25 protein-coding genes are annotated in these 23062 nt (G+C 45.9%); 5 read left to right on the top strand and 20 right to left on the bottom strand.

What is annotated here, in order from left to right:
- Position 1: 1 nt before the first annotated feature.
- Together FHS17_RS15630 and FHS17_RS15625 are read right to left on the bottom strand one after the other, a co-directional pair.
- The gene (locus FHS17_RS15630) at positions 2 to 220 is read right to left on the bottom strand and encodes a YczF family membrane protein (RefSeq protein WP_167279324.1); all 219 of its coding nucleotides are present in this window, start codon (positions 218 to 220) and stop codon (positions 2 to 4) included.
- 138 nt (positions 221 to 358) lie between these two features.
- Entirely contained in the window at positions 359 to 1402 is a 1044-nt protein-coding gene (locus FHS17_RS15625; RefSeq protein WP_167279323.1) for an oxidoreductase, read from the bottom strand.
- Between the two features lie 178 nt (positions 1403 to 1580).
- Here FHS17_RS15625 and FHS17_RS15620 point away from each other — a divergent pair, with 178 nt between their 5' ends.
- Positions 1581 to 2339, top strand: coding sequence for a DeoR/GlpR family DNA-binding transcription regulator (locus tag FHS17_RS15620; RefSeq protein WP_167279322.1), 759 nt, complete (start codon positions 1581 to 1583; stop codon positions 2337 to 2339).
- A 332-nt stretch (positions 2340 to 2671) separates the two neighbouring features.
- Here FHS17_RS15620 and FHS17_RS15615 read toward each other — a convergent pair whose 3' ends face one another.
- A complete protein-coding gene (locus tag FHS17_RS15615) occupies positions 2672 to 3601 on the bottom strand; it encodes a glycoside hydrolase family 43 protein (RefSeq protein WP_167279321.1) in 930 nt (309 codons plus the stop codon).
- Between the two features lie 256 nt (positions 3602 to 3857).
- On the opposite strand from FHS17_RS15615, the gene FHS17_RS15610 reads away from it, so the two are divergent.
- Positions 3858 to 5399, top strand: coding sequence for an acetamidase/formamidase family protein (locus FHS17_RS15610; RefSeq protein WP_167279320.1), 1542 nt, complete (start codon positions 3858 to 3860; stop codon positions 5397 to 5399).
- A 63-nt stretch (positions 5400 to 5462) separates the two neighbouring features.
- Here FHS17_RS15610 and FHS17_RS15605 read toward each other — a convergent pair whose 3' ends face one another.
- From FHS17_RS15605 to FHS17_RS15595, 3 genes are all read right to left on the bottom strand, one after another.
- A complete protein-coding gene (locus FHS17_RS15605; protein ID WP_243865368.1) occupies positions 5463 to 5912 on the bottom strand; it encodes an Lrp/AsnC family transcriptional regulator in 450 nt (149 codons plus the stop codon).
- A gap of 79 nt (positions 5913 to 5991) precedes the next feature.
- A complete protein-coding gene (locus FHS17_RS15600; RefSeq protein ID WP_243865367.1) occupies positions 5992 to 6849 on the bottom strand; it encodes a sugar phosphate isomerase/epimerase family protein in 858 nt (285 codons plus the stop codon).
- A gap of 96 nt (positions 6850 to 6945) precedes the next feature.
- Positions 6946 to 7518, bottom strand: a complete 573-nt coding sequence (locus tag FHS17_RS15595) for a P-loop nucleotide/nucleoside kinase family protein (RefSeq protein WP_167279319.1) — start codon at positions 7516 to 7518, stop codon at positions 6946 to 6948.
- Between the two features lie 150 nt (positions 7519 to 7668).
- Between FHS17_RS15595 and FHS17_RS15590 the strand changes: the two genes are divergently transcribed.
- Entirely contained in the window at positions 7669 to 9426 is a 1758-nt protein-coding gene (locus FHS17_RS15590; protein WP_167279318.1) for a glycoside hydrolase family 2 protein, read from the top strand.
- Between the two features lie 83 nt (positions 9427 to 9509).
- Here the strand turns inward: FHS17_RS15590 and FHS17_RS15585 are convergent, their stop codons facing one another.
- Positions 9510 to 10391: an SDR family oxidoreductase gene (locus FHS17_RS15585; protein ID WP_167279317.1), complete on the bottom strand. Its 882-nt coding sequence runs from the start codon at positions 10389 to 10391 to the stop codon at positions 9510 to 9512.
- A gap of 313 nt (positions 10392 to 10704) precedes the next feature.
- Here FHS17_RS15585 and FHS17_RS15580 point away from each other — a divergent pair, with 313 nt between their 5' ends.
- Positions 10705 to 11094, top strand: a complete 390-nt coding sequence (locus FHS17_RS15580; protein WP_167279316.1) for a MerR family transcriptional regulator — start codon at positions 10705 to 10707, stop codon at positions 11092 to 11094.
- A gap of 69 nt (positions 11095 to 11163) precedes the next feature.
- Here FHS17_RS15580 and FHS17_RS15575 read toward each other — a convergent pair whose 3' ends face one another.
- From FHS17_RS15575 to FHS17_RS15530, 10 genes are all read right to left on the bottom strand, one after another.
- Entirely contained in the window at positions 11164 to 11796 is a 633-nt protein-coding gene (locus FHS17_RS15575) for an ABC transporter permease (protein ID WP_167279315.1), read from the bottom strand.
- Between the two features lie 14 nt (positions 11797 to 11810).
- Positions 11811 to 12707: a glycine betaine ABC transporter substrate-binding protein gene (locus FHS17_RS15570; RefSeq protein ID WP_167279531.1), complete on the bottom strand. Its 897-nt coding sequence runs from the start codon at positions 12705 to 12707 to the stop codon at positions 11811 to 11813.
- Between the two features lie 45 nt (positions 12708 to 12752).
- Positions 12753 to 13427, bottom strand: coding sequence for an ABC transporter permease (locus FHS17_RS15565; protein ID WP_208420395.1), 675 nt, complete (start codon positions 13425 to 13427; stop codon positions 12753 to 12755).
- Positions 13424 to 14647 (bottom strand): ABC transporter ATP-binding protein, encoded by a 1224-nt coding sequence (locus FHS17_RS15560; RefSeq protein ID WP_167279314.1) that lies wholly within the window; start codon positions 14645 to 14647, stop codon positions 13424 to 13426. The genes FHS17_RS15565 and FHS17_RS15560 overlap by 4 nt, the downstream gene beginning before the upstream one ends.
- Positions 14648 to 14906: 259 nt before the next feature.
- Entirely contained in the window at positions 14907 to 15899 is a 993-nt protein-coding gene (locus tag FHS17_RS15555; protein WP_167279313.1) for a cation diffusion facilitator family transporter, read from the bottom strand.
- Between the two features lie 23 nt (positions 15900 to 15922).
- Complete coding sequence (locus FHS17_RS15550) at positions 15923 to 16369, bottom strand: CBO0543 family protein (RefSeq protein ID WP_167279312.1); 447 nt, start codon at positions 16367 to 16369, stop codon at positions 15923 to 15925.
- 153 nt (positions 16370 to 16522) lie between these two features.
- Entirely contained in the window at positions 16523 to 17260 is a 738-nt protein-coding gene (locus tag FHS17_RS15545; RefSeq protein ID WP_167279311.1) for a class I SAM-dependent methyltransferase, read from the bottom strand.
- Positions 17261 to 17280: 20 nt separating this feature from the next.
- Positions 17281 to 17805 carry an AAA family ATPase gene (locus tag FHS17_RS15540; RefSeq protein WP_208420394.1) on the bottom strand — a complete coding sequence of 175 codons (525 nt, stop codon included), beginning with the start codon at positions 17803 to 17805 and terminating at the stop codon, positions 17281 to 17283.
- 18 nt (positions 17806 to 17823) lie between these two features.
- On the bottom strand, positions 17824 to 18327 hold the full coding sequence (locus FHS17_RS15535; protein ID WP_167279310.1) for an AAA family ATPase: 504 nt from the start codon (positions 18325 to 18327) through the stop codon (positions 17824 to 17826).
- A 48-nt stretch (positions 18328 to 18375) separates the two neighbouring features.
- Positions 18376 to 19248, bottom strand: coding sequence for a nucleotidyltransferase domain-containing protein (locus tag FHS17_RS15530; protein ID WP_167279309.1), 873 nt, complete (start codon positions 19246 to 19248; stop codon positions 18376 to 18378).
- Positions 19249 to 19582: 334 nt separating this feature from the next.
- On the opposite strand from FHS17_RS15530, the gene FHS17_RS15525 reads away from it, so the two are divergent.
- Positions 19583 to 20308 carry an alpha/beta hydrolase family protein gene (locus FHS17_RS15525; RefSeq protein ID WP_167279308.1) on the top strand — a complete coding sequence of 242 codons (726 nt, stop codon included), beginning with the start codon at positions 19583 to 19585 and terminating at the stop codon, positions 20306 to 20308.
- 2 nt (positions 20309 to 20310) lie between these two features.
- On the opposite strand, the gene FHS17_RS15520 is transcribed toward FHS17_RS15525, so the two are convergent.
- Genes FHS17_RS15520 through FHS17_RS15510 form a run of 3 tightly spaced genes read right to left on the bottom strand, consistent with a single transcriptional unit; the run spans position 20311 to position 23046 of the window.
- Positions 20311 to 20943 (bottom strand): bifunctional 4-hydroxy-2-oxoglutarate aldolase/2-dehydro-3-deoxy-phosphogluconate aldolase, encoded by a 633-nt coding sequence (locus FHS17_RS15520; protein WP_167279307.1) that lies wholly within the window; start codon positions 20941 to 20943, stop codon positions 20311 to 20313.
- Between the two features lie 13 nt (positions 20944 to 20956).
- Positions 20957 to 22159: an A/G-specific adenine glycosylase gene (mutY, locus tag FHS17_RS15515; protein WP_208420393.1), complete on the bottom strand. Its 1203-nt coding sequence runs from the start codon at positions 22157 to 22159 to the stop codon at positions 20957 to 20959.
- A complete protein-coding gene (locus tag FHS17_RS15510; RefSeq protein WP_167279306.1) occupies positions 22159 to 23046 on the bottom strand; it encodes an AraC family transcriptional regulator in 888 nt (295 codons plus the stop codon). The genes mutY and FHS17_RS15510 overlap by 1 nt, the downstream gene beginning before the upstream one ends.
- Between the last annotated feature and the right edge of the window lie 16 nt (positions 23047 to 23062).

The raw sequence follows: 23062 nt of genomic DNA, 5'->3' as shown, positions 1-23062 counted from the left end.
CTTATTTCTTTTTTCCGTTCCAGACCATGATAACAAATGGTGAGATGGCAGCAAGCGGGATCAAAATATATTCAAATGGTGTTACGATGGAAAAGGTATGGCGAATGATATTTAGTGCCTCAGCTAACGACATTCCTGAAATGAGATCTGACAAGACAAGGATCGCCAACCCGATCAAGGCTAACAGCAAATATGACCATGCATATTTCAAATACACCATCCCACCTCCCTCTGATTAACTATTTCCAGTTTCCCGTTTTTTTCAAGATAATATGTATTCATGCAAGTAAACAAGTCAAAAAGCGCTTACCACGGAATGACCATGTTAAGCGCTTTTCTACTTCATGCAATAGTTGCTTTAATTAAAAGGCAAAGCTCTTTTCTCCGCGCTGCTTTGCATCGCGAGTTCAATGACTCTGATCGTATTCCTTGCATCTTCCGCAGCAACCGGCACAGGCTTATTGTCCGTTATCGCTTGGAACATCCCCTCATAGAAGCGTTCATAACTTCCTTGGTGGGTCTCAACCTTACTCGTCTCAGCTTTACCGTCAGCCATTAAAGTAAGCTCGCCGTACCACTCTACCCGGTCTTTGCCCCAAGCAGGCTGCCCTGGCAGGCCGCCTTTTCGCAGCGTCTCCTCTTGCGAATCCAGACCATACTTGATAAAGGTGCCTTGGCTGCCGTGCACCTGGAACCTTGGTCCATGCTGCATAACAAGAGAACCGCTATGGAGAATAACCCGCATATTCTCATACGTCAATACAAGGTGGAAATAATCAACGACCTCAGAGCCTGTTCTTTGAGCAAACAGATCCGCATACACACTTACCGGCTTCCCGAACAAATGCAGCGCTTGATCAATCAGATGTGCACCCAAATCGTATAGCATTCCGGAACCTGGACCAGCCTGCTCTCTCCATCTGTCAGATACTTGCGGCCGGTAGCGGTCATAATGCGTCTCGTATGAGGCGATATCTCCTAATTCACCGGAAGCAATAAGGCTCTTCACAGTGAGAAAATCATTATCCCATCTCCGGTTCTGATACACGCTGAGCTTCTTGTTTTGTTGTTTTGCCGTCTCGATCAGATCTTCTGCTTCTTCCGATGTGATAACAAAAGGCTTCTCTACAACAACATGTTTACCAGCAAGCAAGGCTTGCTTGGCAAATGGATAATGCGTCTGATTAGGCGAAGTGATAATAACGAGATCGATGCTCTCATCAGACAGCAAGTTATCCAATGAAGCAACGACTGCCGCATTCGGTAAGTATTGCGCCGCCTTGTCCGGGTTGCTTGAGACGACCTTCACAATGTCCATTCCATCTATAGATTGGATAATTGGAGCATGAAAGACTTGTCCTGATAATCCAAAACCAACTAATCCTACGTTCACTTTGTTCATTTCCGTACACTCCTTCTCCGTCATTTACTTTTCATCAGTATAAGAGATATCATGCAGGTTTTCAATAAAATTTAATTATTACACTTAAGAATATAAGCGAAATACGCATAAAATAATTGTACATAAGACACCTGCTTGCTTATAATGAGAGAAGAAGCACTTATAAGGTGGGCACAATATGAACCAAGAAGAACGGATCAAATCGATTATCGAATATTTGAAGCTGAATCAAAATATAAGTATGACCGATATTTGTAAGATGTATGAGGTCTCCTATGATACAGCCCGGCGTGACTTGGTCAAAATGGAATCGGAGGGTCTGATCCTCCGCGTACGAGGCGGTGCGATATTGCCATCCATGACCAAACATATCAACAGCTATAAAGAACGGCTCACCGATGCTGGCAGCAAGCGTTCCATTGCTTTGTCCGCGGTATCGCTAATCAAGAACGGTGATTATTTGATGCTGGATACAGGAACAACGACGCAATATATTGCGGAGTTTATGTCCACCCAAGACAACGTCGTGGTCACCAATTCGATTGATATCGCCGCTATTCTTTGCGACAAGCCGCATACAACAACCCACATGCTTGGCGGCGAGCTTCACGCCTGGCATCGATATGCATTTGGCCCACGCACCATCGAGATGCTAAGCGATATCCGAGTAGATAAGCTCTTTTTGGGGACATGCGGGATTACTACCGAGGGCTTATTTGCACCTACAGTGGAAGAGGCCTACATGAAACGGGAAATGATCAAGCGGGCTAATCAAGTTATTCTTCTGGCAGACTCGGCCAAATTCGAGAAAAACCTTTTTCACCGCGTATGTCCATTTGACGATATCGACGTACTAATCACAGACGCCGAGCCGCCTGCTCCATTTAATAAAATATGCAGCGAATACGATATTCAAGTGATTGTTACATCGGAGTAAACAGCTGCTAATAAGCACAGCAAAAGAGTCTGTCTCATAAGTCATGGTCTCTTTGTTAGAGAGAGTCTAAAGTGCTGCGTAAAAGGGTTTGGACCTCCGATCGCTGTTGTTCACGGATTTCTTGATTACAACTCGCGTAGCGGTTGAAATCCGAGAACAAAGGCGAACGCTGCGCTTCTCCGGCTCAAACCTTTTACTCCGCACTTCGTCTCCCTCACTCTGCATACCCGTTCCTAAAAATACAGCCTTCGTTTGGAATAGGGATGGTAGGAATAAATTAAAAAAAGGCTGCCCCATAGTCATTGTAATGACTTATAGGACAGCCCTTTGTTTTAATTGGCGGCCAACGTGCCCCATGCTTCCACTAATGCTTTATATTCATCACCAGTAAGGTTCAAGAACGATCCATGTCTCTTCTTTGCTGCTCCAAGGTCGTACTCTTCCGTGTTCAAAACACGGAATTGACCGCTAGATAGGTCCTCTGTAATAAGCGGCAAATACCCTTTGCCAGCTGCATACTGATCCACCATCAGACACCATTCATTCCGGTCATTAAATTTGAATACCTCAGGTCCTTCAACCCCGAACAGATTGTCCAAAACAGATGATCGCTTAGCCACGAAAGCATCACGGGATAAAGAGCTGCTCTCTTCTACCGTAATACACTTCGTTGTTTCATCCTTCGAGTAACGGTAATACGTATTACCCTCTTTGATAATCGTCGTGTCAATGACATGATTGCCACGCTCGATATACTTCTCAGGCCTCGTGAAAGTAACAAAATCCTTCGTTCTGGAGCTGTAAATGATCTGCTTAGGCTCCTTGTCTCCCTCTTTCACCATCGAAGCCCAGAACATGAGATGTTCACCGGCTTCCTCATCAAAGATTGTCTCCGGCGCCCATACGCAGCCCGCATCCGGAACATCAAGCTCCACACTTCTTTCCTTCGACCAATTCACTAGATCAGAAGACTCCCAAACGATAATTGAGCGGCTGCCGCGGTGTTGCGCGGTGTCCCAGCCTTTATCATTTGCAATCCGCAGATCCGTAGCAATGATATAGAACTTATTATCCAATGGAGAACGGATGATAAATGGATCCCGCACTCCCTTTTCACCAATACCAGATTTTAATACAGGCTGGCTTTGATTTAGATCATTCCAGTGCAGCCCGTCCTGACTTACAGAGAAATAAACCTGCTCTCCATCCTCATGCTCGCCGGTAAAATGCACAAAAAGATAAGCTTCATAATCCAATGTCATCTTGTCCCCCTCCTACCTCTACATATTAGGATATAACGGGGCAGCTTGATAATCACTTTTTATGCTATGAATTGACCTATTGTACTTAACGCTAGCTGTTAATTAAATTTTTAAACAAAATAACCACATTCACTTAATATATCAAATTTTAAAACTATAAAAAGTTTATATTGTTAATCCCAAAACCTTCTGCTATACTCAGCTCATTAACATGTTAGGAAAACTCACACACATTATTAGAAAAGGAGTTTTGAGTATGGGGAAACGGATGTCATGGAAGATTGGAACGGCTTTATCTGCATTGATGGTGCTTAGCTCGCCTGCTTATGTCGCGAATGCTGACACGAAACCTCTGCCAAAAACACATTATCTTGCAGCAAACGCAGATAATGTCCGTTGGGGGAATATCGGAAAAGGCGATCCTGTGCTTACGGTCAATTCCGGGGACATCGTAACGGTCGAAGCGATCACTCATCATTCCGGCGATGATTATGAGAGAATGATTGAGGGTGATGCCGGCGTAGAGGATATTTTCCACTGGGATAGTGTTGAGAAGAATGAGGATCTACGTGGACCTGGTGTACATATTATGACCGGACCTATCGCTGTCGAAGGGGCAGAACCGGGGGACGTCCTTGAAGTGAAAATATTGGACATGAAGCTTCGACCTAACGGCAACGAGAAATATGCAGGCAAAACCTACGGCGTCAACGCTGCCGCCAACTGGGGGTACTTATACGGCGACATGGTCGAGGAACCAAAGAAACGTGAGGTTGTCACGATCTATGAGATGAGTTCTGACGGGGTAACGGATTATGCCACCGCAGTATACAACTTCAAGTGGGAACCTCAGACCGATCCGGATGGCAAAACACACCCAACGATCGATTATCCAGGCGTGATCGTAGACCACGACAAAGTTGAAGAGAACTTTAATGTGCTGAAAGGCGTGAAGGTTCCGGTAAGGCTGCATTTTGGCACGATGGGTGTTGCTCCAAAAGAAGCAGATATCGTTGACTCCGTCCCTCCATCCTACTTTGGCGGCAATGTTGATGATTGGCGCGTAACCGAAGGCGCATCGATGTACTATCCGGTTTCCGTACCAGGCGCACTTCTGTCGGTAGGCGATCCACATGCTGGCCAAGGGGATTCGGAAATTAACGGAACAGCAATCGAAACATCGGTGACTGGCGATATTCAGGTCATTCTTCATAAGAAAGCAGATCTGGACAAGAAGCTAAGCAACCTCAATTACCCGCTGCTCGAGAATGAGAACGAGTGGGTTGTACACGGCTTCAGCTATGCGAACCACTTGGAAGAGCTTGGAGATAATGCGCAAAAGGACATTTATAACAACTCCTCGATCGATAAAGCAATGAAGGATGCTGCGCTTAAAACAAAGGATTTTCTGATGAAAGGCATGGATCTAACCGAAGACGAGGCTTACTCCCTCATGTCAGTATCCACTGATTTTGGCGTGACGCAGGTAGTTGACGGTAACTGGGGAGTTCATGCCGTGATCGGCAAAGAGCAGTTTGGTGAGACGGAACAAAAAACAGTAAGCCTGCGTAGCAGCTTTGAAAGCTTTGGTGCGAAGGTCGGCTGGGATAACGCAACTCAAACCGTTACCATTAGCTATAACGGCAACAAGCTTGCCTTTAAGTTTGGAGAAACAAACGCAACGTACAATGGAGAAAAGATTCAATTGATCGCCCCTGTAAAGCTGTCCGACGAAAAAGCAGTAGTCAGCGACTACTTTGCAAGCTTCTACAAATCCGTATTATCGAAAACAAATTAACTAGAAGCACTCATCCCTTACTAAAAAGAACCGCCGGACTTCTAGCCTCCGGCGGTTCTTCCTTTAAATATTCAAGCCGTCCTGATTCTTGTGACGCTTGAGCAGAATTTGGTTCTCGACGCGCAGGATCCCTTTCAGCGAATAGATGGATTCATGCATGAATCGATCCACCTCGTCCATGTCCTCCACCAAATAATGAACATGAAGAAGACAAGGCCCTGTCATTTCATATAGAACAACGACACGTTCATTCGCCTTTAGTGATTCCAGAATTTCATCCAAATGCGCAGGCTCTACCTCAAGCTCCAAGTAGGCGGATATCTTTTTCCCCAGCTTCTCGGCATTGATAACAATCGAGAACTGCTCGATAATGCCTTGATTTACAAGCCTATCGATCCGTTCCTTCACCGCTACCCCCGACAAGCTCACTTCCTTGGCTAAATCGGTATATGAAATCCGGCTGTTCTGAGACAGCCTGAGCAAAATATGATTATCGATCGAATCCAGCAGCATGGCCATCACCTCTTTAGACGTTATTGTAACAGATCTAAAGAAAGATCGTAACATGGCCAGACAATGTGCTGTTAAGCCGTTATCTTGTTTTCTCCCAAAGTCTTCTAGCTGTATTCAAAAAGAACAATGACTGCTCCCATCGGTCGCTAATTTCATTGGTACGTCCGGCGTATTCATCTGTCGTAATCGCATAGGATGGCGGACCAAGCTCTACAACAAATGGCAGCACAGCTCCTTCTACCGCTCCCGATCGCCAATTATTCATGCCATCGCTCCACCAACGCTCGAAGTGTCTCATCATAGGGTGTTCCCCTGTTTTCCCTACGTCGACCTGCACTTGCTCACCATTAGACACCCGGGCGTGGAAAGCCGAGCTGCGTGTCAGAACCGTCTGAATGAACTGCTCCGCTTCATCCGAAATGGTATGCAGCTCGCCAGCCACCACATAATGAGATAGATCAATCGTCAGGCGAAGAGTATCAAGCGCTTTAATGTAATCAATCGTACGCAGGAGATCCTGCGTAATTGTACCGTGATGCGTCTCGATATAGGTTGGAATTCCTGCCTCCCGCGACAAAACATCAATAGAACGAAGAAGCTGAACAGCAGGTTCATCTATAAGAAAAGGCGTCATCACTTGAACGTTGATATGTTGAATGCCGCCATATTCTTTTGCCCTTTTCAGGAATTGCTCCATGTCTTCAGAAGTCTTCGGGTATGCATTCACACTAAATGATAATTGATGACGCTCCAGAAGACGTCTCCATGTATCTTCATCCTGTGGAGCCGGGATAAATCCGTTAATACCGTCAAAACCCGCTTCCGCAATCATTTCTACCTGTTCTTGGGCACTGCGTTCCACAGTGGCTGCTAATCCTGACATCCCCCACCATGACATCTGCACATCAAGTCTCGGATTTTTATTATTCTCTTTCAATGTCTTCTCCCCCTCACAATAAACCCTATCCTCTAGTATATTTATTAGGCATAAAGAGGGGCAGTAACGATCCTGCTTTTCACTCACTGTATCCTGCTATTCATTTCTCCCAAGCGCTGTGATAACACGCTCTAGTAAATCCGCATAATCACAATCGGTTGTTGTATTCAACTCAACAATTGTTCCGCCAATTGACATAGGCTCAAGTTTCTCATGTAAGAGCCGTTCCTTATTGCCCTCTTGTTCAATCCACTCCTGGTCCTGATGACCAACATGCCGTTCTGCAGATCCCATCCGGGAGTAATAGCGTTCTAACAGCACTTCTCCATCGGCTCTGCACATGATCTGAAACGGTTCATAATCATACGCCTGTTTCAACTTGAGAAACTCAGCACCTCTTAATTCCGGCCTGCCAAAAAAGCCTTCAATAATCATCGACTGTCCAGCTGCCAGCAATGTACCTGCAAAAGAATATAAAAACGTAAAGGCTGCTGGTGCCAGCAAAGGCGGTGATCCATGGGTCCCACAATCTAAAGCATCAAATAGAGTCTCATAAATACCATCCCGAGACAATAAGGGCAGCCGTACGTCTTGAGAAAGCCGCTTTGCTAATGTTGTTTTTCCTGCACCAGGAAATCCATTGACGACAATGATTAAAGGTTTATTCATAATTGTCTTCCTCCTCCATTAGTTAACCATATGGTTTATTAATTAACCTTTGTATTGACATAATGAATATCCTAAAACATAATATGAACTAGAATCATAAAGTCATTACTTATTATATTAACCTATCGGTTAACAAAAGGAGAGAAAAATATGACCAGCACGCACAAATATGTTAAGGATTATCCGCGGCCGCAATGGGTGCGCGATGAATGGCAATTATTGAACGGTGAATGGAGCTTCCGCTTTGATGATTCATTTGAAGGCGAACGCAGCAAGTGGTACAGCAAGCTCGATGCGGACCTGAAAATTCAAGTCCCGTTTACATATGAAACAAAAGCAAGCGGAATCGGCGAGGAGAAATTCCATCCGTGCGTCTGGTACGAACGCAATGTCAATATTCCTGAGGAAACGGGAGACAAACGTGTGATTCTCCATTTCCAAGCGGTAGACTATTTGGCAAAGCTATGGGTGAACGGCGTTTATGTCGGTTCGCATGAAGGCGGATATGCCGCGTTCTCCTTTGATATTACAGATGCTGTGCAGCTTGGCGGAGACAACCGTATCACGGTCTGTGTCGAGGATACCAACAGCACCATGCAGCCGCGCGGCAAACAGCGCTGGACAGATAAAAACTACGGTTGCTGGTACGTACAGACGACTGGCATTTGGCAGTCCGTATGGCTGGAATACGTTGATGTATACCATGTTAACAGAGCGAAAATTACACCTAAGCTGGAAGAAGCATCGGTTACGTTCGAATACGAGCTGGGCTGCCGCTCCTTCGAGGGTTTAACTCTGCAGACGATTATTCGATATGACGGCGAACTAATCCGCTCCATGGAAATGAATGCAGACCGAAAGTTTCTGAAGCTGGACTTAAGCGTCATGAACGATGTTAACGAATGGAAAATTCATTCCTGGCACCCGAATCATCCGAATTTGTACGATGTAGAGGTTGTTCTGAAGAAAGACGGCCAGCCGGTTGATACCGTATACTCCTACTTCGGTATGCGTCGTATTCAAATTAAAGGTGATCGTATTTTACTAAATAAACAACCGCTTTATCAACGTCTTCTGCTCGATCAAGGCTACTGGGAAGATACCCATCTGACTCCTCCGTCTGAGGAAGCAATTATTGAAGATATCGAGAAAACGCTGGCGCTTGGCTTCAACGGCGTACGTAAGCATCAGAAGCTCGAGGATCCAAGATACTTGTACTGGGCAGACCGCAAGGGCTTGCTCGTCTGGTCAGAAATCGCTGCTACTTACGAATTTGGTGATGACGCAGTAGAGCGGTTCACTAAAGAATGGATGGAAGTTGTTCGCCAGCACTACAACCATCCAAGTATCGTGACTTGGGTGCCATTTAATGAATCGTGGGGCATCGGACAAATTTTCACAGACCGGAAGCAGCAGCAATTCACGGAGTCGATCTATCATTTGACTAAAGCTTATGACCAGATGAGACCTGTTGTTGTAAATGACGGTTGGGAGCATACCATCTCGGACATCATCACGCTGCATGACTACGAGGAGCTTGGCTCCGTGCTCGAAGCACGTTACAAGGACAAGGACGCGCTGCTCAGCAATGACTTCGCCCATGATAAACACCGCTACCCATTCGCTAACGGCTATAGCTATCAAGGCCAGCCAGTTATTATCAGCGAATACGGCGGGATCGCGTTTACGAGCGAGTCTGGATGGGGCTACGGAAACCAGGTGAAAACGGAAGAAGACTTCCTGACCCGTTATGAAGGTATCACCCAAGCCATTAAAAACCTGGATTACGTCAGCGGCTTCTGCTACACCCAACTGACCGACGTACAGCAGGAGGTTAACGGGTTACTCACCATTACTCGTGAACCAAAGATTGATATGGAGAAAATCAAGAAAATCAATTTGAAATAATAAAAAATGATTAAAACAAAGAAGGTACTGCTCTCCGGAAATCTGGAGTCAGTACCTTCTTACTGGTCATTTGGACTTTATTATTAAAGGAAGTAATGTCCCTCTTCGAGGTCCACAATGAGTCCAGTGTGTGATGGCCGCCAGCCCAAGATTTCTTGAGTCCGTGCACTAGACGCCCAGCTGTCAGCTTTGGCAGCGAAGGAAAGCCAGCCAAAGTGGTTGTCAGCCTCTTCGGGAGAAACACTAACCAACGGCAAGTTCAGGTGACGGCCAATAACGCCTGCAATTTCACGGAACGGAATCCCCGCATCGCCTACCCCGTGTAACCGCGCGCCAGCCGGTGCGGCTTCCACCGCCAGCCTGAACAAGCTTGCCGCATCAAGACGATGCACGGCTGGCCAGCGGTTAGACCCGTCACCGATATATGCAGAGACACCTTTGCTTCTAGCGATATCGATCAGGACCTTTACGAAGCCATGATCACCGAGACCATGTACAGACGGCGCGAGACGAACAACCGATGAGCGCACTCCTTGCTCAACCAGCTTCATCGCTGTTTGTTCGGAGCGCCGAGGTGTAGATGGAATCGGAGCAGCTTCCTCTGTATTAAGACGTCCCGGAGGCAGCATTAGCGTACCCGATGTACCAACGAAAGGTTTGCCTGTGCCTTCAAGTGCTGCTCCAATCGCCTCGATCGCCAGTCTATCGGTCTCAGCAGCCGCTTCAAAGTTCAAGAAATCGTGATTAAAAGCAAGGTGAATAACACCGTCCGCTGCAGCGGCGCCTTCGCGCAGGCTGTCAAGGTCATCCAGAGCCCCCCGATGTATGTCCACTCCATTTTCTTTCAACTCTTGGGCAGCCTTGTCCGAACGGGCAAGTCCAACAACCTGATGTCCTGCAGCGAGAAGCTCTTGAACAACCGCTGAACCGATGAAACCTGTAGCTCCAGTGATAAATATACGCATAATGAATTCCTCCTAAGATGAATTATCACCCAAATAGCCGTGTTATGGCCATTGTGATGATTCATTGCTTCGTAAGCATAAGCTTGATGAATTATCACCCAAATAGCCGTGTTATGGCCATTGTGATGATTCATTGCTTCGTAAGCATAAGCTTGATGAATTATCACCCAAATGGCCGTATTATGGCCATTGTGATGATTCATTGCTTCGTAAGCATAAGCCTGATGAATTAATAAGTGACCTACAATTGAAAGGATAAAGTATAGAGCGCACTCGATAGCAATACCTTTTGAATGAATGCTATAATGAAAAAATGGAAAATTATTATTCGAGCAGACAAGTCTCTGAAAGAACCGGGCTAAGCATTCACACCTTGCGATATTATGAGCAAGTAGGTTTAATTGATGGGATCACACGAGACAGTAACGGGTATCGTCAGTATTCGGAGTCTGATATCTTTTGGTTCCAGGTTTTAAATTATTTTCGATCCATCGGGATGACGATCCGGGAGATGCAGGAGTATGCTTCCTTCAACAATAGTGAGGTCCCTACCATAACAGCGCGGCGAGAGTTCATGGAAAGTTACCGCAGGAAAGTTGTAGATCAGATGGCGGAGCTCGAGAGGTCGCTGGATAGAATCGATGAAAAAATCACCTTTTTTAAAAATCTGGAGGATTCAAATAAGCTGCTGCAGGACAAATAATCAGCATACAAAACAAAGAGAAACCAGCATCTGAAACAGACGCTGGTTTCTCTTTGTTTTGAAGACGATTTATCTGCTCGCAACCTTCGTCGCATTCTGAAGCCGCTCTAAGGCAAGGTCAGCAAGCAGCGCCAGAATCGCGGCAGGTATAGCTCCTGCGTACAGACGAGCAGAGTTATTCATATTGATACCTGAATAAATTTCCCGTCCCAGGCCGTCTCCGCCTACAAGCGGAGCAATGGTCGCAACTCCAATCGCAATAACTGCTGCGATTCGTATGCCCGTCAGCATGAATGGCAGCGCAAGTGGCAGTTGAACATTCATCATGATCTGCAGCGGGCTCATGCCGACACCTTTGCCCGCTTCCATAATCGACTTATCCACTTGGGTCAATCCAACGTACGTATTCCGAATGACCGGCAGCAGCGAATATAAGAACAAACCAACAACAACGGTTGTCGTCCCAAGGCCAAAGACAACCATCAAGAGCACCAAGAGCGCAAGGCTGGGGAATACTTGAATGATATTCGCCACCGTCAGAATAATCCGCGCGCTCACCCGATTTCGTGATGCCAATATCCCAAGAGGAATGCCAACGACAAGCGCAAGCAGCAAGCCAATCAGCACCATCATAATATGCTGCCCTGTGAATACAAGCAGATCAACCCAATTTTCTCGCACATAGCGGAAAAACAATTCCATCTCACTTCACTCCATTACTTCAGCAATCCGATCTTTTTCAAGTAATCCTCGGCTACCCTTTTCTCATTACGTTTGTTCACATCAACCTCGTAGTTCAGATCAATCATTGTCTTGGCATCCAGCTTGCCGATGAGAAGGTCAATGACCTCCTGCAGCTCCGGATGTTTCTCCAATACTTCCTTCCGAATAACAGGAGAAGCATCGTAAGGCGGGAAGAAATGCTTATCATCCTTGAGCGTAACGAGCTCGTACTGCTTGAGGCGTGCGTCTGTGGAATAGGCGACTACGATATCCATTTTATTCGTTGCAATTGCACTGTAGACAAGCGCAACCTCCATTGGATACACCTTGCCGAATGAAATACCGTATACTTTCTGGAAATCTGCATAGCCGTCACCCGCACGTTCAAGCCATGACGTATCGACACCAAGCCTCATCGATTGTGCTTTATCTTTCACATCAGATATGGTCTGAAGCTGCTCCTTCTCTGCCAAATCCTTTCGAACTGTGAATGCATACGTATTCTCGAAGCCATAGGAATCGAACCATTTGAGCCCATAATGCTTATCGAAGCCCTCTTGTGCCTGCTTTAGAATACTAGCCCGATCATTCGTACGCTCAATCGGAAAATAATTATCTAGAATAATTCCCGAATAAAGCGACGCCATCTGAATGTCATCCCTTGTTAAGGCATCAAGTACAACCGTGCTTGTCGCCAAATCAGGCATAACCTTCACCTTCATATTCGTCCGGTCCTCAATGAGGAGCTTGTACATATTCGCGATGATCTTCGGTTCAGAGAAGGTCTGCGTCCCGATTATAATCCTATTGCTGTTACCGCAGCCTGACAGCAAGATACAAACTGCGATTAACGCAGCTCCAAACGGCGCAAGTCTCGCCTTGCCTTTCATTCGTATTAGCATCTGTTTATGTCTCATTCCAATTCCCCCATGCTGTCATACCGTACCGGATGCCGGTGCGCTTCTCGTCTTGGCTGTGACCCATTTCTCCGCGAGTCCCAGAAGGAAATCTGCTGCAAGTGCCAGAAGAACAGCCAGAATAGCTCCAGTCACAATCAGTTCTGTCTTATTGACACCCATACCGGAGAAGATGAGCTGCCCAAGTCCGCCAGCTCCTATTAATGTCGCAAGCGTTGCCCAGCTGATAATATATACCGTTGTTACTCGCAGCCCCGACATAATGTAAGGGAAAGACAACGGCAGCTGGACGCGAAGCAATCGCTGCAGGCGGCTGTAACCCATCCCGCGAGCCGCTTCAATGATATTTGGATCAACGGCCTTAAAGCCGGAGTACGTGTTGCGCATAATCGGCATTATCGAATAGAGAAACAGCGCGAAGACAGCTGGCGTACGGCCGATCCCTAGCAGCGGAATCAAAATGGCGAGCAGCGCCAGGCTCGGAATCGTCTGCAGGACATTGGCAATGGTGAATATGATACTGTTTAGCCAGCCAATCCTGCTTCCACCAAGCCATATGCCAACCGGGATTGCAACAATCGCTCCAAGGATTATGGAAAGGGCAGAAATATAAATATGTTCACGCAGAGCAATCAGAATATCCCCCTGTCTGCTCGACAAGAAAGATCCATAATCAGACAGCCACTCCATCATGTGCGCCCTCCCCCTTCTTGATCAGCCTCAGCCGGTTCAAGCGGAGCTTCCTCCTTCAGCTTTTCCGCTTCCGCAGTAAGCTCCTCCAGACTCATATCGTCCGGATTATACATCTCAGCCATATGCCGCACGACACTCCCCCTCGTAACGAGCCCTACTAGTTGTCCATCCCGAACAACAGGTACATAAGGCAAGCCGTGCTCATTCATCAGTGTCAAAGCAAGCGCAACCGATGAACCAGATTCCACAACATGAACAAAAGGTTTCATAATGTCGGCCAGACGACTGTCTTCATGTCTATATCCCTGCAGAACATTGAATATAGAGACATAACCGAGCAGCTCTCTTTTTTTACCAACAATAATTAAGGAATCCACCCGATGCCTTTCCATGAATTGGATAGCAGCCGCCATCCCTCGCTCAGGTGAAGCCGTAACAGGATTGACCGACATGACGTCATCAACGATCATACCAGGGTCAAGAGTATCGTTCGTCAGATGCTTCTTGCCGATAAAGCTCGTAACGAATTCATTCGCTGGATGACGTAAAATATGCTCAGGTGATCCAGTCTGTACAACCTCCCCAGCCTTCATCAATACAATCGTATCGGCGATTTTGATCGCTTCATCCATGTCATGCGTTACGAACACAATCGTCTTCTTCAGTTCCTGTTGAAGGCGGATCAGCTCATCCTGCAGCTGTTCCCGGCTGATCGGATCAAGCGCACTAAACGGCTCATCGAGCAAAATGACATCTGGATCAGCTGCAAGCGCTCGAATAACACCAATCCGCTGCTGCTGTCCACCACTAAGCTCCGAAGGATACCGATTCCGGTATACATCAGGATCGAGATTGACCATACTCAGAAGCTCATCGACCTTACTCGTAGTAACCTCTTTATCCCACTTGAGCAGCTTTGGTACAACCGCTACGTTTTTCGCAATATTCATATGCGGGAACAATCCAACATTCTGAATGACATAGCCGATGCTTCTGCGCAGTTCAACAGGATCAATGCTGGAGATGTCCTTGTCACGAATATAAATTTTGCCGCTGGTCGGATTGTTCAAACGGTTAATATGCTTCATAAGAGTGGACTTACCACAGCCGCTTGGACCAATCAATACCGTCAATTCGCCTTCTTTGATTTCCAAATTAATCATCTTTAATGCTTCAAATCCATCATCGTATGTTTTTTTGACGTTCTCAAATCGGATCATCTATTGTTCAACCTCCGAATTTTCTTATGCTTAGACTTTCCGATTCGTGGACATAAAATGCCAGCTGTACAAGATTAAGGTGAATTTTTCTTGAGAATTACTATTACCCCTTATCGCTACCGGAAAAATGCATTTCCTAGTTATTACACTCTATATGGAATGTTGAAACACTTTAAGTGCAATAAAACAAAAAAAGTGCCTAACATTACAAAATGTTAAGCACTCTTTGTGACCGCTTTTTTAAAATCGCTTATTTCTTTTATGTATTAACCGGCTCCGGATTCCAGTTCCTCACTCCGTTATCTTCAAGAATTCCTATCGTTACATCCGCGATCTCCGTTTCATTTAGAAGGGAATCTTTAATTTTGAATTTAATATCATCTGCATCAGCAAGCGTTAATCCGGGTCGCAATTCAACTTGCCCCTCTACGTGATAATAACGCCCCTCTTGAAGAACTCGCATTTGAAAAATATCAGTAACATAAGGATTTGAAAAAATAATCTGGGCAACTTTATCCTCCACATCCTTTGGGGCAGAAACACCAATAAGGCCAACCATATTGTCGTAACCAACTTTAAAAGCAACACCAAGCATTAGTAAGCCGATCAGGAGTGTAGAAATTCCATCAAGCAGTGCAAAGCTAGTAAACGATGTTACAACAACCGCAAGAAGAGCTAGGAGTGCACCTGTTGTAGCTACCAGATCTTCGTAAAACACTAAACGTGTTGGGGGCGCGGCCCGACCCACATTTTTAAAGGCTTGCCGTACCATCGCTAAGCCCTTTGCTTCTACCCTTGACTCATGAACGATTTCCTTAGTCGCTTTTATTAGTACAAATCCATCAACTGCTACGGATAAGAGTAATACAATAAGGTTCAACCAAAAACCATGTGATTCCGATGGAGGATGAGCTAATAAATGAAAGCCTTCTTTAATTGTCTCATAAGCCATAACGGTTACAACAATAACGGCCACCATACAGAATAGGTTGATTACACGCCCAAACCCGGTTGGGAATTGACGAGTAGGCTTTTTCTCTGCTAAGACACTTCCGGCATATACAAAAGCCTGATTCACTGTATCGGCAATGGAGTGCATGGTTGATGCAAACATTGCTCCACTACCCGTAGTTACAGCAGCAAAACCTTTAATAATTGCAATTCCGGCGTTACCAAGTGCAGCAGCTGCTGAAGATGTGTTTCCTTTTTTTAATACATGAATAAACCTGTTTTGCGTACTTTCTGATTCCATTAGAAGCTTTACCTCCCGAATAATTACAGTTTCCTATTTGATTTGCTGTACAGGTATACAATTGAGAATGCCACAATGTATGAAATTAAAGTCCAAGTGATATGCCAGCCATTGTCATATACAACCCTTCCCATCGCTACAAGGACGTACTCCGCAACCGTAATCCCTATACTCCAAATACAAATAAAAATAATAGGTGACCAAATACGTCTCTCAATAAAGTAGATGAGGAATATTCCCCATACTGGATACAAACCTAAATTATATGGTATCGCCGAGTAGGATTCGTTCTCATCAAAAATCGGCTTAACAATCCAAAAGCCATGTTTTACAAAAAAATCGTTAAGAAGAAATGCCATGAGCGAGCTAATTGGTAAAACACGAAGGACTAATTTTAGTTTATTGGGAAGTTGTGCAATAACAAGGCATATCCAAGGAATGATGAACCCAACGATAATATTAAAAATCATAATTACACCTTACCTGCTCTTTTTACAAACAGTATGGTCAAAAGTTAACCTAAAAAGACGAAGAAGCAGCCGATCATCTGATCGACTGCTTAATGGAACTGCAATTTGAACATTCAAAGCTGGCGAAAAACTACTCCTTGATATGCCAGGTTCTTAGCTAACTCCTTTTGTTCGGCTAGCGACAAAGACAAATTCAAGACCCGGACGATCGGGAGCTTCTCGAACCTCATCCACGGATAGTCCCACTTCCAGGAGTGAATTCACAATCTCTTGGCGGCTTCGAAAGCGTAACGTCGAATCTGACGTGATAAGAGCACCATCGCTCTCGAAGATATAAGTCCACCGGAAGGATACGAAGGAATTTTCAACATTAGTGACCTCGACCCATCCCTCCACATTGCCATAGCTGGGCACCATAATGCAGCGATAGGTGTTCTCCTTAGTCCATCTCTGCCATGCCTGCGCGCTAGGGTCCCGTACTTCAAAAACGAAACGTCCTCCAGGGCGCAATGATTCGTGCACTGCACATAGGGTTTCCTTCCACTCTCTATCAGTCAGGAAAACCTGGGCGACGTTGCCGGTCATAATCGCAATGTCCACTGCCCTAGGAGAAAGGTGTGTCGCATCGCCAAGAATCCACTCGACACGGTTGGCCCAAGTTTTCGTTCGAGCCACATGAAGTGAGGCTGCGGCTGGATCAACTCCGATCACCTTGATACCCTGGGCTGCGAGACGACATGCAAAAGTTCCTGTTCCACAGCCGATGTCGAGCACAGAATGCGCTCCAAACTCGTTAACTATTGCCTCATAAGCATCGAGGTCGGAACGGTCAGAATCAAATGCGTCATAAATGGCTGCGAGACGAGAATTTTCGAAAAGTTCATCGGCCATAGAAACATACCTCCATATATCTATTGATAGGGGAGCTCTCGCTCCTCGTTAGTCAAATCGACGGAAGTTTCAAGTTCCTCTGGTGAAGGTGGCTCAAAAATTTGCATCCATTCTTTAAGTTTTGCTTTGGGTATGAAAAAAGTTTCCCCTTGGTTCATCACATTTCTAGCTTCTAGACGTTCCAACAACACCTCTTCAGGCACATCAAGAAAATGAATTTTAAACTCAACTCCAAGGTTATTAGCTCGAGAACGAAATTCGTCTCGTTGACTTCGAACCCAGCACCCAAAATCTAAAATAACATCAACACCAAGAATTAAAACTCTAGATGCCACTTCCCACATGAGGGATTCCACAGCATCATGTCTAGAGTCATGCTTTAATTCGTCAGCTTCCGTCATGTTGTCCCCGAAGTCATGTCCAAATACACGGATATGCCATTCATCAGGAGTAAGGCGAATGGCAGAGTATTTCGTTTCCAGTTGACGAGCCAATGTAGTCTTACCGCTACAAGGCAGACCAACCATTAAATGAAGGGACGTCACGAGATTCCACCTCCTCTATCATTGACGTGTATTCCCTTCGCTTTGACGGACAATCTCGTCAACGACTTGCGCGATCGGTGCGGTGGCGTCAATTATAATTCCGTTGCTCGGAATGTCTTCTTTCGTCTGGTGCAATCGTGCAATGAGTTCCCGCTCCGTTTTCTTTCCACCCCACTCATTTTCCGGTCGTTCTTCAAGCCGCCTGTTCAATGTGTCAAGATCGACCTCGAGGACAAACACGCCGTCAAACAAATCTATGAATTTCGAAAAGTTCCTTGAACCACCGCAGAAAAATGTTACCGGCTCATCCTGATTGTCGACCAAAGCATTTACTTTATCTACATGCCATATGTGGTTCTCGTGCGTGGCTCCATCCGTCCGTGTACCAGTTTCTGGATCGCCTTGATAAGCCAATTCACGATCACCATTAATAGCATGGTATCCGCGCCGCTGCAATTCTTTGCAGACCGATGTTTTGCCGGTGCCGGAGACACCTTCAATTAGATAATTCCTAATACCCATAACTAAACCCTTCTTTCAACCGGATAAGCACATAAAGTATTGGATTTCTTACATAGGATTACCAGGCTCATTATAATACCAAACCCTGGGATTCATAAGATTTTCTGTTTCCTGAATTAGCTCACGTATTATGTTAATCGCTTTATTTAATCCATTTTGATCTTCTGTGATTAAAGTAAAAGCCTCATTAATTCGATAGAAGTATTTACTTGGCACTGAGCTAAATGTATCGGCAATAGCTGCAGCTCCCTTTTCATTCATCAAATAGGTTTCGTTTAATGCAAACAAAACCTGATTTAAACAAGATACTGACCTGAAGCAACATCCGGCGACATAAGATAAATCTTTTTTGTAGATCCCCTTATAACCATTATCTAAAGCAAAGGATGCCTCCCAGAAAAATTTTTGGATGGTAGCTTCTCGAAAAACGGTTGGATATGGGGTTGTTCTACTTTTCAGATTACCTACAGCCCCGAACGGATCCCATAACACTTTACAAAGCGCTATCTCAGCCAAATAAATAGAGTTGGAAAATCCATGCGGATGTCCTGGTTGATAAGCCATTGTGATATTCCCCATGACACATTCCTCAATGACATATGACACTTTATTTAGATCTCGAAATAAAAAATCAACCGGAAATTGATTAACTTTCAACCAGCCGCCGCCATTAATCCATGGTCCCCAGCCGCCTATTTCCGTAACTAGGTTTTCTCTATGGTCATCATCAATTGCCGCCGCAACCAGGCGAAGCTGGGTAATGTCCAGCCCTTTTTCGGGATCATAGTAGATACCAATATCAATATCAGATTCTGGGCTTTCCGTTCCCCTAGCTCTTGAACCGCCGAGAACCAGAGCACTTATTCCACTGACTTGTTTTAACCTGTCAACAATATTCGAAACGGTGTTCTGCACATTCATAATTCTCGCTCCAATCTTGCGTTCGATTATGTCCAGAATAATGAATTACTGTCTTCTCTTCAAGGGAGAGAATGTATAAAAAGCTTAGTATCTGAGAGAATGCTCATAGAGTCACTAGATTGTAATCATCCTGTAACATGGCACTCAGATTCCTTTCATTTACACAATCTATAATAAAGGACATGACCCCCCTTTATTATATTTCTCTCTTGCAGCCTGTGGCCCCCGTGCCACAGGCTCTTTGTTTTTTTAAGGAGAACTTTAAGTTTAGGAAGATTTCCACAGGAAATGATGATAGTCTAAATAGGTGATTGTTATTTGTCGGAGGGGAATTATGAATCCAAATCAAACAAGTATTGCTGATGTGCCTTGCTTGCAGTTCGAGCCCGCAGGACAGCCAATTGGCACCGTTCTCTTATATCATGGCTGGGGCTCTTCAATGGAAAGCTATCAGTTCTTCGCCTCCCTTATTACAGGCTGGGGTTACAAGGTTGTTGTCCCCGAACTGCCGTATCACGGACAGCGGGGCAAGCTGGATTATGCGAATCCAGAAGTGCTGGAAAAGCAGTTCCTGGAGATTGTGTTGCAAGGGGTAAAAGAAGCTCGCTCAATCGTCGATGAGATCTCAGATTCCAGCGCCCGTATCGGCATCATCGGTCATTCGGCTGGTGGATTTATCGCGGCTGGATCATTTGCGAAGCATGCGGCGCTGCAAGCTGCCGTCGTCATTAATGGATCCTGTGCGTGGATACGATTCGAGGAGAAATATCTTGAATATATGGGCAAAACGCCGCTCACCCCAGAGGAGCGAACGGCGCTTAGAGCCCATGATCCGTTCACGCAATTAACGTTTGAGGATGAGCGGGCATTGCTGCTGCTTCACGGCAAAGAAGATACAACCGTTCCGATCGACAGTCAGCGTTATTTTATGAGCAATAAGTCAGCTATCGCATCCCAGCAGCTCCACATGATTGAATACAGTGGAGTGAATCATCAGATTACACTCAAGATGCTCGAGCAATCTAAGCTATGGCTGGATCGTCATGTAGCACGTCTATAGTTCTACAAAGGACGGACCGCATCAACAAATTGACGGGCACGCTCTGTAATCAGTTCATACTTGCCTTCACGAACCCATTCCAGGTTCAAGAGCTTGCCGCCCAAACCAACAGCATTTGCTCCAGCGGCAAAATACTCAGCAATATTATGTAGGTCTACGCCGCCAGTCGCCATAATCGGGATCGAATCAAGCGGTCCACGGATTTCGGTTAAATATTTGGTGCCAAGCGTCCCCATCGGGAACAGCTTCACTGCTTCGGCACCAGCTTTCCAGGCTTTCACGATTTCCGTTGGCGTCATAACGCCCGGCCATACCGATACACCCTTCTCAAGTCCGTAGCGAATAACTTCCTCATCCAGATTCGGTGAGATGAGGAACTGTGCGCCAGCAGCGACAGCCGCCTTCGCCATATCCACATCCAGCACCGTTCCTGCGCCTACGGATGCTTGACCGTCGAACCGGCTCCGCCAACGTTCGATCATGACAGCAGCTCCCGGTGTATTCATCGTAATTTCCATCAGGCGAATACCGCCATCAATCAAGGCTTGTCCAGCAGCATCTGCTTGATGGTCTTCAATTCCTCTTAAAATAGCTACAATCTTATGCTCCAGCAATAAATCCAGCATTTCACTCATGTTATTGTCCCCTTTACGTCCAATAATCTCGCAATATGCGTAAGAATACATTTGGAAAAGCTAATGTCTCCATATCCTTCGGACCAATCCAGCGATATTCGTCTCTTAAGCCGTCAACCTCATAGGCTGCCGCTGTCTCTGCGGCCAAGCTTGCGCCTGATGCCTCTGCCATCTCTGCATGAGGACCTAAGTCAGCCAGATAAACACGCATCTTCCAATGAATATGGCTGAAAATATGATCCGTATCCATAAACCAACCGCGAGGGCGAATCAGGATGCCCGTATCCGTTTCCAACGACCGTGTCAGCCATTCTCCGGCTGCCGCATATTCCGTGCTGCTGCCGCTGCCTTCACCTGCCGCCTCAACCACTTGCTCTTGCTCCTTCGGCACCAATAAATGCGGTAGCTCCCACATCTGGGCGAGCAGGCCTGTCTCCGGACGCTGACGGACCAGAATCTTACCTTCGTTTACACCAGTACCGGCAACAATAACGGATACCCGCTTCTCAGGACGAGGCGGCTTCGCCTTTGTCTTAATTGGAAGCTCTGTTTCTCTTCCGGCAATGCGGGCTGCACAATGCTCCATTACGGGACATGGCAGGCAGCTTGGCGACTTTGGCGTACAGACAAGTGCACCAAGCTCCATCAAGGCTTGGTTGAAATCACCAGCTGCCCCTTCAGGAATTAAGGATGCAGCAAGCTTTTCGATCCCGACGCGAGTGGCGGGCTTCGCAATATCTTCCTCCAAGCAGAAGTATCTGGACAGAACACGCATCACGTTGCCGTCAACAGCCGGCTCTGGACGATTAAAGGCGATACTCATAATCGCGCCAGTTGTATAAGGGCCGACCCCTTTTAAACCCGCTACCGATGCCTTATCATCCGGCACCACTCCGTCATAACGCTCGACTACTTCACGCGCCCCTGCCTGTAGATTACGGGCACGCGAATAATAGCCAAGTCCTTCCCAGCACTTCAGTACTTCCGGTTCTGGCGCTTCCGCAAGCGCACGAACGGTCGGGAACTTACTCATGAACCGTTCATAGTAAGGGATAACAGTATCTACCCGGGTTTGCTGCAGCATAATCTCAGACACCCATACCCGGTATGGATCCTGATTCATCCGCCACGGCAGATCCCGCTTTATCCTTCTATACCAGATCAACAGCTCACGGCTGAAATAGGCTTTTGCCTCCTCGTTATTAATGGCTTCCATTAATCTGTCACCTCATTATTTCCATCGCCTGGTTTAATATTATGAATATCCACCTGCATCAACCGGCGATATTGCTTGGGTGTAATCCCCGTCTGCCGTTTGAGCAGCCTTGGCAGATAATGATTAAGCATACCTACCTTACTTGCAATATCGGAGATCGGCAGATCAGTCTCCTTCAGCAGCTTCTTCGCCATTTCGAGACGTCTTTCCGTCACATATTGAATAGGTGAGCAGCCCATTACCGTCTTGAATGAGGTAATCAAATAGTTCGGATGAAGATAGGCGACCTTAGCCAAATCCTCAATTTGAATATTATGATGGAGGTTTTTCTCAATATAATCAATAACCTCGGCCCATTTCTCTCCGCTTTCAAGCATCTCATAATAATTAGCTTTGGACAACATAAGAGCACTATTATCAATGTAGAAGGACATTAACTCCAATATCGCTGCTTTTAACCTCAGAGGGCTTGTAATCGACTCCTGATTAAAAGCATCCATCATACGCAAAATGATGTTTATTACAAACTCCCCATCTGGTAACGGAACCGAGGCTGTGAATGGTATTCTGAGCAGCTTAATAAACTTGAAATCCTGTGTATCCAAGGAAAAATGGCACCAATACAATTTCGCCTTTTGTTGTACGGTAATTTCATATGTTTCATTTGTTTTGGGTCTGAGCAAATACAATCGCTTAGGTTCAATGTTATGAGTAACACCGTTAATCTCGACAACAGCTTTTCCCTCAGTTGCATAAACAAACCGGTAAAAGTCCATACCATCCCGACTGTCGGTCCATCCAACATCTCTTTCGGAATAGGCAGCCATAATAACCTCTGGATCTAGCAGAGAAAATTGCCTTTGTAATATTCGTTCATTCGTGTCCATGACTACCCCTGTTGTC

Source organism: Paenibacillus lupini (genome assembly GCF_011761355.1).
Taxonomy (GTDB): domain Bacteria; phylum Bacillota; class Bacilli; order Paenibacillales; family Paenibacillaceae; genus Pristimantibacillus; species Pristimantibacillus lupini.
This window is presented reverse-complemented; position numbering and strand designations above follow the sequence as displayed.

Excerpts from the sequence above, each read along its gene's own strand:
- FHS17_RS15630 (WP_167279324.1), bottom strand. The coding sequence starts at position 220 with ATGGTGTATTTGAAATATGCATGGTCATATTTGCTGTTAGCCTTGATC.
- FHS17_RS15545 (WP_167279311.1), bottom strand. The coding sequence starts at position 17,260 with ATGGCCGATGAACTTTTCGAAAATTCTCGTCTCGCAGCCATTTATGAC.
- FHS17_RS15620 (WP_167279322.1), top strand. The coding sequence starts at position 1,581 with ATGAACCAAGAAGAACGGATCAAATCGATTATCGAATATTTGAAGCTG.
- FHS17_RS15520 (WP_167279307.1), bottom strand. The coding sequence starts at position 20,943 with ATGAGTGAAATGCTGGATTTATTGCTGGAGCATAAGATTGTAGCTATT.
- FHS17_RS15525 (WP_167279308.1), top strand. The coding sequence starts at position 19,583 with ATGAATCCAAATCAAACAAGTATTGCTGATGTGCCTTGCTTGCAGTTC.
- FHS17_RS15510 (WP_167279306.1), bottom strand. The coding sequence starts at position 23,046 with ATGGACACGAATGAACGAATATTACAAAGGCAATTTTCTCTGCTAGAT.
- FHS17_RS15595 (WP_167279319.1), bottom strand. The coding sequence starts at position 7,518 with ATGAATAAACCTTTAATCATTGTCGTCAATGGATTTCCTGGTGCAGGA.
- FHS17_RS15535 (WP_167279310.1), bottom strand. The coding sequence starts at position 18,327 with ATGGGTATTAGGAATTATCTAATTGAAGGTGTCTCCGGCACCGGCAAA.
- FHS17_RS15625 (WP_167279323.1), bottom strand. The coding sequence starts at position 1,402 with ATGAACAAAGTGAACGTAGGATTAGTTGGTTTTGGATTATCAGGACAA.
- FHS17_RS15550 (WP_167279312.1), bottom strand. The coding sequence starts at position 16,369 with ATGATTTTTAATATTATCGTTGGGTTCATCATTCCTTGGATATGCCTT.
- FHS17_RS15585 (WP_167279317.1), bottom strand. The coding sequence starts at position 10,391 with ATGCGTATATTTATCACTGGAGCTACAGGTTTCATCGGTTCAGCGGTT.
- FHS17_RS15580 (WP_167279316.1), top strand. The coding sequence starts at position 10,705 with ATGGAAAATTATTATTCGAGCAGACAAGTCTCTGAAAGAACCGGGCTA.
- FHS17_RS15560 (WP_167279314.1), bottom strand. The coding sequence starts at position 14,647 with ATGATCCGATTTGAGAACGTCAAAAAAACATACGATGATGGATTTGAA.
- mutY (WP_208420393.1), bottom strand. The coding sequence starts at position 22,159 with ATGGAAGCCATTAATAACGAGGAGGCAAAAGCCTATTTCAGCCGTGAG.
- FHS17_RS15605 (WP_243865368.1), bottom strand. The coding sequence starts at position 5,912 with ATGCTGCTGGATTCGATCGATAATCATATTTTGCTCAGGCTGTCTCAG.
- FHS17_RS15615 (WP_167279321.1), bottom strand. The coding sequence starts at position 3,601 with ATGACATTGGATTATGAAGCTTATCTTTTTGTGCATTTTACCGGCGAG.
- FHS17_RS15610 (WP_167279320.1), top strand. The coding sequence starts at position 3,858 with ATGGGGAAACGGATGTCATGGAAGATTGGAACGGCTTTATCTGCATTG.
- FHS17_RS15590 (WP_167279318.1), top strand. The coding sequence starts at position 7,669 with ATGACCAGCACGCACAAATATGTTAAGGATTATCCGCGGCCGCAATGG.
- FHS17_RS15530 (WP_167279309.1), bottom strand. The coding sequence starts at position 19,248 with ATGAATGTGCAGAACACCGTTTCGAATATTGTTGACAGGTTAAAACAA.
- FHS17_RS15565 (WP_208420395.1), bottom strand. The coding sequence starts at position 13,427 with ATGATGGAGTGGCTGTCTGATTATGGATCTTTCTTGTCGAGCAGACAG.
- FHS17_RS15575 (WP_167279315.1), bottom strand. The coding sequence starts at position 11,796 with ATGGAATTGTTTTTCCGCTATGTGCGAGAAAATTGGGTTGATCTGCTT.
- FHS17_RS15570 (WP_167279531.1), bottom strand. The coding sequence starts at position 12,707 with ATGAAAGGCAAGGCGAGACTTGCGCCGTTTGGAGCTGCGTTAATCGCA.
- FHS17_RS15555 (WP_167279313.1), bottom strand. The coding sequence starts at position 15,899 with ATGGAATCAGAAAGTACGCAAAACAGGTTTATTCATGTATTAAAAAAA.